Source organism: Paenibacillus sp. RC84, from assembly GCF_041260495.1.
Lineage (GTDB): Bacteria > Bacillota > Bacilli > Paenibacillales > NBRC-103111 > Paenibacillus_F.
The window spans coordinates 42,527-54,189 of the sequence record NZ_JBGBYL010000002.1; the positions used below are offsets into that span (position 1 = coordinate 42,527).

Below are 11,663 nucleotides of genomic sequence, written 5' to 3' on the forward strand. Positions count from 1 at the left end.
GGTACAGGAGGTGCGGCGTCGTCAGGGGGCGTGAAAGCGCCGAAGGTAAATGTGTTTGCCAACCAAGGGACCGTTCCTCCATAATAGGAAGAAATACGCTGGATTTTACAAAGCTGTAAAGGAGTGAACGCATGCAAATCGGGGAAACGATGCCCAAGGAGGCGAATGTTCGGCACGCTATGTTCGCTTTGGCGCTGGCGGCAGCCGTTCTCATCCGCTTTCTCGTGGCTCCGAATGTTTTTGGCTACGAAGCCGATGTGCGCACGTTTATGGCGTGGGCGGATCGGGCGTTTACGGTCGGGTTCGGAAATCTTTATACCGATCCGGGCTATTTTCTGGATTACCCGCCGGGGTATATGTATATCCTGTACCTTATCGGCGCCGCCCATCATCTGTTCGGAATCGAATGGGGAACGGGTCTGTCTCTGGTCCTGCTGAAAACACCTCCAATGCTGGCGGATCTGCTGGCTTCGGTTCTTCTGTACCGGCTGGCTCTGCGTTCCGTAAATGTACGGCAGGCCGCCGTGCTGGCTTCGCTGTATATGCTGAATCCGGCCGTATGGATCAATTCGGCGGCCTGGGGCCAGGTCGATTCGCTGTTTATGCTTTTCGTTCTTCTGTCCCTTCTGCGCGTGGAAGACAAAAAGTTCCCGGCAGCGGCGGTTTACCTGGGACTGGCGGTTCTGCTTAAACCGCAGGGCCTGCTGTTCGGTCCGTTCTTCCTGCTGGCTCTGCTCTGGCGGGTCCGGCAGAAAGGATTCGGGCGGGAGCTTGCGGTCAGCGCAGCAGCCGGAGCGGCTGCCTTTCTGCTGCCGGCCCTGCCTTTCGCCTGGAAGATGGAGCCGCTTTGGCTGCCCAAGCTGTATTTCGGCACGCTGGCTTCCTATCCGTACGCTTCGCTGAATGCCTTCAACCTGCTGGCGCTGCTCGGCGGCAATTTCGAGTCTGTTGACGGCCGCCTCTTCTCTTTGACCTACGGGGCTTGGGGCACACTGTTGTTTGCGCTGTCGCTCCTGTTCGTTCTAGCGTTTTTTGCCAAAAACATGGGCAGGAAGGGCGCGGGCCTGTACGCGGGGTTCCTGTTCGCCGCAAGCGCGTTTATGCTGATGACCAAAATGCACGAACGGTATTTATTCTACGGGCTGCTCCTGCTGCTGGCCGCATATTTGCGGTCGAAGGACCGCAGGCTGCTTGTGCTGTTCGCCGGTTTTTCCGTGACGCATTTCGCGAATGTGGGCTATGTGCTCTGGAAAAGCGCGAAGGGGGTATTCCACATCCCTAAACACGATCCGGTTCTCCTCCTGGTGTCCCTGCTGAACGTGATTCTGTTCGTGATGGCGTGGCAGGCTGCGCGCACATGGGCGAAGAAATCCGCCGGAACGGACACCCGGCCTCAAGGCAGCGCCGACGCCGGGAAAGGTCTCTTCGCCGGCGTCATGAACCGCGGTTCCGTCGTGTGGGACCGGGACGGAGCCGTGGCCGCCAGACAGCCGCTTCTGACGAAGAAGGACGGCTGGCTGATGGGTGGAATCACCGTGGTCTACGCGGTGATCGCGCTGGTCAACCTGGGGTCGTTCGACGCGCCCCAGACGTTCTGGAAGCCTGCGAGTCAGACGGAGGCCGTCGTCGCCGATCTCGGCGCGACGAAGCATCTGACGCGCATCCAAGATTTTGCCGGCGCCGGAGAAGGCGAATTCCGGTTTGAATTCTCCTTGGACGGCGTCACCTGGAATGAGCCGATCGACGTGAAATCGGATTATACCAAGGTATTTACCTGGAATGTCGTGAAGACGGAACGGGATGCCCGGTATGTGAAGATCACGCCGCTCGCTACCGGGTTCGCCCTGCATGAGGCGGCCTTCTTCGACGGAACGTCCGATACACCTCTGCCGGTCAGCGTTCTGCCGGGAGACGATACGCAAAATTCCGGGGAACACCGGAAAATATTCGATGAGCAGGCGATTGTACCGCCCGCTCCCGGCTATAAAGACGGCACTTATTTCGACGAGATCTATCACGCCCGGACGGCTTACGAGCATCTGCACCGGATCGAGCCTTACGAGAGCACGCATCCGCCTCTGGGCAAAATTCTGATCTCGGCGGGTATCGCCCTGTTCGGAATGAACCCGTTCGGCTGGCGCATTGTCGGCACGCTGTTCGGCGTCGCGATGCTGCCGCTCATGTATGTGATGGCGAAGCGCTTATTCGGCCGGACGGAGTATGCGGCGATGGCGACGTTCCTGTTCGCCGTCGATTTTATGCACTTTGCCCAAACGCGGATTTCGACCATCGACGTGTACGGCGTATTTTTTATCATGCTGATGTTTGCCTTCATGTACCGATATACGACGCTGAGCTTCTATGACGTACCGCTTCGCAAAACGCTGCTTCCGCTCGGGCTGGCGGGCGTCACGTTCGGCATCGGCGCCGCCTCCAAGTGGATTGTGATCTACGGCGGGGCCGGTCTTGCCGTACTGCTCGCCCTGTCGCTCTGGGAGCGGTTCGGCGAGTACAGGCAGGCGCGTCGCAGTCTTGCCGAGTGGAGCCGTGAGGCATCCACGGCGGAGGGGCCGGATACGGTATGGAGCGGGGGAGGACCGGCGGGAGCAGCCGATGCGTCAGGCGTATCCGCCGTTTCCGGTGAAACCGGACAGCCGCGCATCCCGGGCGTATTCGAGCGTTTCCATACCGCGGAGAGCAGCGACGAGGACCGGGAACGGTGGCGGCATATCGTTCGTAAATTCCCGCGGAATACGGTGTACACTCTGCTTTTCTGCGTGGTCTTCTATGTACTTATTCCGGCCGCCATTTATGCGGCGTCCTATATTCCGTTTATGCTGGTGCCGGGTCCGGGTCACGGACTTGCCGATGTGGTCACGTACCAGCAGCATATGTACAGTTATCACAGCGGGTTGGTCGCGACCCATCCGTTCTCGTCAAGCTGGTGGGAATGGCCCCTGATGCTCAGGCCGATCTGGTACTACAAAGGCGAGTTCGTTCCGCCGGGCAGCATGTCGAGCATCGTATCCTTCGGGAATCCGCTCGTCTGGTGGCCTGGGCTTATCTGCGTCCTGCTTGCCCTGTGGGCCGCCGTTAAAACGAAAAACAAGCCGCTCCGGTTCTTGCTGATTGCGTACGCATCCCAGTATCTGCCCTGGATGCTTGTGCCGAGGCTGACATTTATTTACCATTATTTCGCCATGGTTCCGTTTATGATTCTGATGATTACCTTCTTCCTCCGGCATCTTATTGAGACCAGGCCGAAGCTGAAACGGTGGATTTACGTGTATCTGGCCGGCGCAGCCGTGCTGTTCGCCGTCTTTTATCCCCTGCTTTCGGGTCTTGTCGTGGATGATTCGTACACCGGATGGCTGCGCTGGCTGCCGGGCTGGAGCTTTTTCTGAAGACATGGAAACAATTGTTCACCCTATCATCCGTTTCTTGTAAAGGAAGGCTTGCCCCCGTGTGATATAATAGAGGGGAAGAATCAGGGTTCGGCCCATGATGGGAGAGATATTTGTGACACAGACCAGACCTTCAGTCCTGCTGGTAGACGGAATGGCCCTGCTGTTCCGGGCTTACTACGCATCGGCTGTGACCGGATATATTAAACGGACGAGCGCGGGAGTGCCGACGAATGCCGTGTACGGCTTCGTGCGGTATTTCTGGGACGCCGTCCAGACCTTTTCGCCGACGCACGTCATCGTATGCTGGGATATGGGCGCCAAAACGTTCCGTTCCGAGCAGTTCACGGATTACAAGGCTAACCGGGCCGCAGCGCCCGAAGACCTGATTCCCCAATTTGACCTCGTCAAAGAAGTGGTGGACAGTTTCGGAGTGCCGAATGTAGGGATGAGCGGCTATGAAGCGGACGACTGCATCGGAACGCTGGCACATGCGTACAAAGATTCGGCGGATGTGTTCATCTTGACCGGGGACCACGATCTGCTTCAGCTCGTGGACGACAGCGTAAGCGTCGTTATTATGAAAAAAGGCCACGGCAACTACGCCGTTTACACGCCGGACCTGCTGCTGGAGGAGCGGAATCTGTCAGCGGCCCAGATCATTGATCTGAAAGGGCTGATGGGCGACACCAGCGACAACTATCCGGGCGTAAAAGGCATCGGAGAGAAAACGGCGCTGAAGCTTATTCAGCAGTACGGCACCATCGAAGGGATTCTCGAGAATCTGTCCGAGCTTCCGAAAGGCGTGCGGGCGAAGATCGAGGCGCAGCTCGATATGCTTCATCTGTCCAGGGAGCTGGCGACGATTTTCCTCAAGGTTCCGGTCGCCTGCGCGCTGGAGGAGTGCTGCTGGGCCATCGATCACGAGCGGGTGCTCACGAAGTTCGAGGAACTGGAGTTCAAGGGATTGGCCAAACTGGTCGGCCAGCCGGCTTTTTTGTAGGGGAAATGAAAGGGAAAGTGTAACGCTATAGAGCCTGCAGTCCGGCTTGCCGGCCCTTATGGAATTCAAAGGCGATTCGTTCGGCTCCGGCCGGCGGATCGCTTTTTGATTGTTAATTACGCCTTTTCTCTTATTAAAATGTCACAAAAGGGTTCCCACCATTTCATGTTTTTGGTATGTTAGGGAATGAACTGTTTACAGCATTTCGGAAAAAAATGAAACAAAATCGCCGCTCAAACGTTAGAAATAGCATGATAATTTCCTAACCGCATTTTGAAAGGATGAAAACGATGGAAGCTAACGTATTGATTATTGAAAAATTGGAAAACGGCGAATTGAAGACGATTGATGAGCGTCATTGGAATGCGACGATGCTGGCAATGATGGAGCATGCCAATTTTCTGTATGTTGGGGGCAAAGAGTACGAAATGATCGAAGGAAGACTCGATGTAGAAAATCAGAAGCTGGAAGTACTGGTACTGCCCATAAATAAAGCAATCGAGTAAGAAGTCAGAATTGGAGGGACTTGCAATGAACGACAATCTGAACAACAACGCAGGTGGGCTTAACGATACGGAAGCGGCTGAAACTCTTGAAGCGGCGACGAGGGAATGCGCAGCGGAAGCGGTTGCAGCGGATACGGCGGGAGCGCCCGAACCGGACTCTCCCGAAGCGGTGCTTGCCGCACGTGCGGCTGCGGAGGCTAAAGCGGCGGAAGCGCGTGCCGCCCGCAGAACGCGCACCCCGAAACCGCTTCGCGTGCTGAACACGTCGCTCGGCGTCGTGCTGGCGGCCAACCTGCTGCTGGTTCCGGCGGTTTACGCCGAGAGCAAAGCGGCCGAGCCGCAAATCATCGAATGGTCCAACGAGGATGTCAAAACCTATTTCGATCCGAGCGCGGACTGGAGCATTCCGCTCCCGGAGCAGCTGGATAAACCGGGAGCGACCCCGACTCCTACCCCTTCCGCGGGCGTAGGTACGGGCGGAACGGGGGCGGGAGTCGGCACAGCCGCTCCGGTCGTGTACAACCACGGCCTCGACTGGACCGACCTGATGCTGTATCATCTGATCTTCAACAGCGGCGGCTCTTACTCGTCGAGCGGCTGGTCCAGCTCACGTCCGTCTTACGATTACCGCACGAAGAAGCCATACTCGGTGCCGACGTACGATTCGACGAAGTTCCAGAATAAACAAACGGCGAATTCGACGGTTAAGCCGAAGACTTCGAATACAACAGGTGCTTTTAACAGCAAATCGACGATCAATTCCCGGAACAACTCAAGTAAGAGCTCGTCCACTACAGGATCTTCTTCGACCAAAAGCTCGTCGAGCACGGGATCTTCCGGCAGCGGCTCTACAAGCACGAAATCGGGATCTTCTAGCTCTTCCGGCTCCGTATCCTCCGGTTCATCGAGCAAATCCTCGTCCTCGTCGTCCGGCAGCATCGGCGGCAAGTCGGGCGGATTCAGCTCGTCGGGCAGCTCTTCCAGCGGAAGCTGATGGGCAGCCGGACATTCAGGGTACTCGGGCACCCGCATAAGGACCGCAAGGCTTATGTAGCCGAGCTGGGCCGGATGGGTTTTACATGGGCCGATCTGGAACAGGAGCAATACTGGATCGACCAGCTTGTGCTTATGAACCGCGGTGTTTACGAGGAGCTGAACCAAGCGTCGAGACTCTTGTGGGACATTTTCGATAAAGGGGCCCGGTTTGTTATCGGCCGGCGAGATTTGTACGATATGCTGAGCATCCCGGAGGTGCTTTGGGACGGCTTGGATGGACTGGAACCTGGGCCGAAAGGACTTCTCAGCCGCTATGCGCGCTTTGATTTCAGCGTATCCCAGGAAGGGGATATCAAGCTTCTGGAGCTGAATGCCGATACCCCGACCGGTTACGTGGAGGCATCCGTTGTCACTCCGTGGATGTGCAGCCGGTACGGCGGTCACAGCCCCAATACGGCAATGCCGGATCTCGTCCGCCACGCCTGGTCGGAAGAGATGCCGGAGGCTGCCGCATGCATAGATTACGGCAAACACTTGGAAGATTCGGGAACTGTCGATATGCTGATCCGTCACAGCGGACTTGAAGTTCGTCCGGTGGATTGTCTGGAACTGTGGGTGGACGAAGGAATTCTCAAAGACGGGGAGAACCGGGAAATCCGGAGCATGTTCGCCCTCTATCCGAAAGAGTGGATGGGTGTGGACGACGGAGGAGAAGCTCTCGCGTACTCCATTGAGAACGGCCATTTACGGCTGTTTAATCCTCTTCACGCGATTATTCTGCAATCCAAGGGGCTGCAGGCCGTCATTTGGGGCCTGCATGAGATGATGGCCCCTCTGTTTACGCCGGAAGAGCACCGGATCATTGAGCGTTATATGCTGCCGACTTACAATCAGCCGGTTTTGGAAAGCAATTACGTGTCCAAGTCGATGTTCGGCCGCGAAGGAGGCTCCGTGCGGATGTACGGCGCTTCCGGCGAAATCGATATCCAGGATGAGGACGGCTTCGATACAAGCACTCTTTTCACGAACGTGTATCAGGCCCGGGCGGATTTGCCTCAAATCTCACTCACCCGTGGAGAATATCGGCTGCTTACCGGAATGTTTGTCATCAACGGACAGCCGTGCGGCCTGCTGGGCCGTGCCGGAGGTTTGATTACCGGCAATGCGAGTCATTTTGTGGCGATAGGAGTTGAACAGAAATGAGCAGACCTGCGATGAACAGGAGATACGGGACGGGAAAAAAACGGAGCCGTCTCGCGATCGGGATTTTCTCGGCGCTTGTCCTTCTTCTGGTTTTCGGGTTAATCGGCGCGTGCTCCGACAAGAAAGGCGCGGGGGGTGCCACCGCATCCGGCGGGGCTACAACCGAATCGAGCGTAGTTCCGTGGGATTATAAAGTCGAGCAGGCCAAAGTAGGAGATCTGATCGGGGGAGACATGACGCTGCTACCGAACAACGACATGCTTCCGAACGACGGTAATTTCGCTACGGGAGACTCGGTTTGGGTCATGAGCTTTATGACCGCCGAAATGAAAACCGGAGCGGACGGGAAGAACGATGTCAAGCTTTCGGGATGGACCCCTCTGAAAACATTTAAAACCGAAAGCGAAGCAAAGGCCGACATGGGCCAGCTCAAAACGGAAATTCAGACCGAGGTCGATCTCGTCGGCGTCTACAAGACGCAGTACGGCGATAAGCATCGGGACTTCGCCGTCGTATCCATGCCGTCGGGACACAAGGTGAAACAGCCGATTTCCGATGAGCGCTATACGGCGATTAAAGACAAGAAACGCGTGAAAATCGTCCTCGAAGAAGTGCACGATTTCTCGAATTATGATTTGGCCATGTCCAAGTTCAGGGGGTGGGCGGAATGATCGCCTTGAATATTTTAGTCAGCTTTATCGTTATCGTGGCTTTACAGATTATCGGGATGGTCATTTTTAACTGGATTACGCCGTTTAACGACATGGAGGAACTCCGCAAAGGCAATAAGGCGGTGGCCTTGGCCCTGGGCGGGAAATTTTTCGGAACGGCCATTATTCTGGGCGTTGCGGCTTACACGAACTCCTCGATCTTTCATATGGCCATGTGGTTTGCGATCGGTTACGTCTGCCTGCTTCTCACCTACTTCGTTTTCGACTTGCTGACGCCAGGGATTAAACTGTCCGAGCAGCTTAAGGACGGCAATGTGGCGGTAGGCATCATGCTGTTCGCGATCTATGTCGGCGTCGCGTTTTCCATGAGCAGTTTGATTATTTAAGATCATTCGCTCGAAAAAAACAATCCCCGCAACCGGAAGCCTTGGAGGCCCGGTGCGGGGATTTTTGCTTGGAACGGAGCACGATTGACAACCGTCATGCCAAGCCGCACCGCGCGCTGGGAGCTCGTAAGGTGCGAGCGTCTTAAGGTCCGGGCGTTTCTTCCGACTGATCGTCGCCGGGATAATCCCGCTCGATACCGTAATGAAGCTCGCGGTTTTCGTAGCGGAAACGGTTCGTTGGACGCTGGTCATCCCGCCACGGAGTGCTTTTGCCGAGCGATTCGCTTAGAACGGACGAGCCGTACGGACCCTCCGGAAATTCTTCGGGGATCGTATCGTTTCGCTGGGACTCGACGGTAGACAGATCGGCGCCCCGGCTTTCTTCTTTTAAAAATTCATCACCCATGGGAAATCCTCCTGATCAGGCGGCCTGATTAAGCGCTGCCGGTGGTCTTTTCCCATTTTCTCCCCAGGAGGCTTCAAATATCCGTGAAATTGACAGTGCCCACGATCTGGAAAAGGAAAGAGCGAAGCTCTTCGGCCTCTTCCTCGGAGATTTTATATACGTGTTCGAGATAGCCTTCTTCATTCAAATCGTCCGGACCGATGATGGCGGTTTTGCCGGATTGCAGGTCGGTGATCATTTTTTTGCCGTAAAAACGGTTCGTATTCGTGACCGCCAGATCGAAGCGGTGCAGGGACGAGCCAACAAAGCAGACAAAGCGGGTCGAGGTATCTTCGGTATGGTCATATAAAAAATCTAATTCGGACATCACGTTCACTCCATTTACCGGTTAATACTCCCGATTATATCGGAAGTGGGGCGCGGCGTCCAAGAGGGGTCACGAAAACGGGAAAAAAGATAATTTCGTTTTTCAATGTTGTCTGAAGGAAAGAATTTTGCCGGGTTCAAGCGTTTGCGGTATGATAAGGGCGAGCGGTATATTTTCGAAAAGCGGAATGGAACAAGCGGGACAGATTCGAGCTGGCCGCAAAATCGGACGGCGGGGGCGCACTATATACCCGTACCGGGAAGTTTCGTTGTTAGATATGAATGGCAGAGTGTTTTAAAACTAAAACTCAGGTGTATCTCAATCGTTTCTCGGGAAAATGGGCGGATTTGGAGCCCAGAAGAAGGATGGAAAGAACGATACGTACGCTTTTCTGAACGCGGCGGTCTTGTGTGGCTTTGGTCATGGCGGGCTGCCTCCTTTTTTTGTGTAAGGGGATGAGTCACTAAAGCGATCTTGTTTATAAACCAATTCTACACCGGACAACGGTCTGGCGTAACGGACTCCGGTACGAGGCGAGACCCCGACAAAGGTCCAGGCTTCGAGGATTGGACCGATCCTAAAGTTTGTTGTTTGGAAAAGAGGGAACAGTATGTCGCCGCATTTATTCAAAGTGGAGAGTGTTATCCGGCAGGGACAAGGCGTGTGCAACGAGGATGCGCTGCTTCTGGCGCCCGAAGAAGGCGTGTACGGCGTGATCGACGGCGTCTCGGGCCTGACGCCGTATCGGGACGCGCTGGGCCGCACCGCCGGCCATATCGCGTCCGCGCTCGTGGCGTCCTGCTTTGCGGACGCCGGCGGGGCCGATCTCGAGCGCACCACGCTCGAGGCCAACGCGCGGCTGCACGGGGAGATGGAGCGCCTGCAGGGGCGCTCCGAAGACACCGGCAGCCGGTGGGGCGCCGTCCACGCCGTTGTGCGCGTGGACGAGGACCGCGTCGCCTGGGTGCAATCAGGCGACTGCATGGTTTACGCCGTCTACGAAGACGGCGTGGTGCGCGCGGTGACGCGGGACTCCGTGGAGCCCCACGACGAACGCGCACTGGCGCTCTGGCGCCGGGAATATCCCGGCGAGTGGGAGCGCAGGGTCCAGCCGCCGGAAGTGACGGAAGCGCTGCGGGCAAACCGCAGGCGCGCCAACCGGCCCGGCGGCTACAGCGTCATCAACGGCGATGACGCGCTGGCCCGGCACCTGGAGAGCGGGAATATCGCCCGCTCGGGGCTGGCGCACCTGCTGCTCGTCACGGACGGGATTTATCCGTGGCGGGAAGAGCATCGGCACAGCACGGAGGAGTGGGTCCGTGCGGTAATCAGGGCCGGGCTGGAAGCTTATGTGGACGAGCTGGAGGCATTCGAGGAGGACGATCCGGAATGCCGCAGCGTGCAGCGTTTCAAACGTTCGGACGACAAGACCGGGATTTTACTTTCTTTTTCCAAAGAAAGCCGATCGGATAGCAAGACTGTTCGTTGAAAGAGAGATTCTTGTAAAATCGGTTCGTGTATGGTAGAATATGGGATATAGCTCAGTGCACAGAGGAAGCACCTCTCCACTTGCGTTTTATTACGCATAAGGAGAGGTGCTTTTTGCGTTTCCGGGCCTTATTCACAATCAAAATAGAGGAGGAAAGGTATGAACGTCATTTATTTAACGACTTTGGAGAAACAAGTGGAAGAAGGGAAGGTTAAGCAGGCTCAATTTTTTGCGGGGGAAAAGACGGGAGTCTGGCAGGCCATGTGGAATGAAGTGAACGACAACGGCAAGCCGATCCAGGATATCTGGTATGAAGGCATTTCTTGGGAGGAACTTGTCGGTGCCATTAAGAAAGGGCTTCAATTAAAGCTGGCGGAAGGTTTTAAGCCTCTGCTCCGGGGAATCGGGGAAGAGCAGGCGGGTTTGTCCGCCAAAGCGGAGATGACGCAGCTTCTTCAATACTACGGTGAGGTTCATGCCGATGAGACCCTCTATGAAGAGCTGAGAGCGTGGAGACGCGAACAATCTTTCAAAGAAGGCCGCTCGCCGTTTATTTTGGCATCCAACCGAATGCTGCAGATGATCGCCGCATTTTGCCCGCAATCGTTGGAAGAATTGCTTCACATTCCAGGCTTCGGACAAAATCGGGCTTCCAAATACGGAGGCGATGTCCTGCGGATCACGAGAGACAAGCAGCGCCAGACGGATTTTCCGCTGGATTGGGTCGCGGCCGCGACAGACCGTTCGCAGTTTGAAGCCTGGATGAACCGGCAGATGGAACGCCGGGTACAGAAGGAGGCTGCGAGACAATCGGGCAAGCGCAGACTTCTGGAAGCGATGGCAAGCGGCGGCAGTCTGGCGCAGCTCCGGGCCGAGCTCTCGTTTACTTCCCGAGAGCTGGTTGCCTTGCTCGAAGAGCTGGAGCGAGATGGCTACGATGTACTCGCGGGCATCGAGAGCGAGCTTGCCAAAGTGCCTTCCGAGCAGCTGGCCGAGGCGGAGCGCCTGTTCGCCGAGATGGGCGACCGCTATCTGAAGCCCATCCTCCAGGGCTTGTACGGGGAGCAGCTGCCTGATGCCCAGACGGCCGACGGCGTCTATGAATGGCTGCGGCTGCTGAGATTCAAAACACGGAAGCGGAAAGAGGAAGCGGCGAAGGAACGGGATGGCGGGCAAAAAGCCGGGTAGCCGTGATACGGCAAACAGACAACGAAAAACAGGCCGCTCTGACC

General features: G+C 56.2%; 11 protein-coding genes. 9 read left to right on the top strand and 2 right to left on the bottom strand.

Annotated features, from left to right (window positions below):
* Nucleotides 1-131 precede the first annotated feature (131 nt).
* The 7 genes from ABH899_RS03930 to ABH899_RS03960 all read left to right on the top strand — a co-directional run bounded on the left by ABH899_RS03930 (nucleotide 132) and on the right by ABH899_RS03960 (nucleotide 8,169).
* Entirely contained in the window at nucleotides 132-3,404 is a 3,273-nt protein-coding gene (locus ABH899_RS03930; RefSeq protein ID WP_369994174.1) for a glycosyltransferase family 39 protein, read from the top strand.
* Nucleotides 3,405-3,501: 97 nt separating this feature from the next.
* Nucleotides 3,502-4,407, top strand: coding sequence for a 5'-3' exonuclease (locus ABH899_RS03935; protein ID WP_016423859.1), 906 nt, complete (start codon nucleotides 3,502-3,504; stop codon nucleotides 4,405-4,407).
* Nucleotides 4,408-4,697: 290 nt separating this feature from the next.
* The gene (locus tag ABH899_RS03940; RefSeq protein ID WP_369994177.1) at nucleotides 4,698-4,913 is read left to right on the top strand and encodes a hypothetical protein; all 216 of its coding nucleotides are present in this window, start codon (nucleotides 4,698-4,700) and stop codon (nucleotides 4,911-4,913) included.
* A 25-nt stretch (nucleotides 4,914-4,938) separates the two neighbouring features.
* A complete protein-coding gene (locus tag ABH899_RS03945; protein WP_369994179.1) occupies nucleotides 4,939-5,907 on the top strand; it encodes a hypothetical protein in 969 nt (322 codons plus the stop codon).
* Nucleotides 5,907-7,112 (top strand): glutathionylspermidine synthase family protein, encoded by a 1,206-nt coding sequence (locus tag ABH899_RS03950; RefSeq protein ID WP_369994182.1) that lies wholly within the window; start codon nucleotides 5,907-5,909, stop codon nucleotides 7,110-7,112. Before ABH899_RS03945 ends, ABH899_RS03950 begins: the two co-directional genes overlap by 1 nt.
* The gene (locus ABH899_RS03955) at nucleotides 7,109-7,783 is read left to right on the top strand and encodes a signal peptide protein (RefSeq protein ID WP_369994184.1); all 675 of its coding nucleotides are present in this window, start codon (nucleotides 7,109-7,111) and stop codon (nucleotides 7,781-7,783) included. The genes ABH899_RS03950 and ABH899_RS03955 overlap by 4 nt, the downstream gene beginning before the upstream one ends.
* The gene (locus ABH899_RS03960; protein WP_009676075.1) at nucleotides 7,780-8,169 is read left to right on the top strand and encodes a DUF350 domain-containing protein; all 390 of its coding nucleotides are present in this window, start codon (nucleotides 7,780-7,782) and stop codon (nucleotides 8,167-8,169) included. Before ABH899_RS03955 ends, ABH899_RS03960 begins: the two co-directional genes overlap by 4 nt.
* Nucleotides 8,170-8,311: 142 nt before the next feature.
* Here the strand turns inward: ABH899_RS03960 and ABH899_RS03965 are convergent, their stop codons facing one another.
* Both ABH899_RS03965 and ABH899_RS03970 read right to left on the bottom strand, forming a co-directional pair.
* The gene (locus ABH899_RS03965) at nucleotides 8,312-8,575 is read right to left on the bottom strand and encodes a hypothetical protein (RefSeq protein WP_042229375.1); all 264 of its coding nucleotides are present in this window, start codon (nucleotides 8,573-8,575) and stop codon (nucleotides 8,312-8,314) included.
* A gap of 73 nt (nucleotides 8,576-8,648) precedes the next feature.
* Nucleotides 8,649-8,942, bottom strand: a complete 294-nt coding sequence (locus tag ABH899_RS03970; protein WP_009676133.1) for a DUF3055 domain-containing protein — start codon at nucleotides 8,940-8,942, stop codon at nucleotides 8,649-8,651.
* A gap of 610 nt (nucleotides 8,943-9,552) precedes the next feature.
* Here ABH899_RS03970 and ABH899_RS03975 point away from each other — a divergent pair.
* Both ABH899_RS03975 and ABH899_RS03980 read left to right on the top strand, forming a co-directional pair.
* Entirely contained in the window at nucleotides 9,553-10,431 is an 879-nt protein-coding gene (locus tag ABH899_RS03975) for a protein phosphatase 2C domain-containing protein (RefSeq protein WP_369994188.1), read from the top strand.
* A gap of 159 nt (nucleotides 10,432-10,590) precedes the next feature.
* On the top strand, nucleotides 10,591-11,619 hold the full coding sequence (locus ABH899_RS03980; RefSeq protein ID WP_369994191.1) for an HRDC domain-containing protein: 1,029 nt from the start codon (nucleotides 10,591-10,593) through the stop codon (nucleotides 11,617-11,619).
* Nucleotides 11,620-11,663 lie beyond the last annotated feature (44 nt).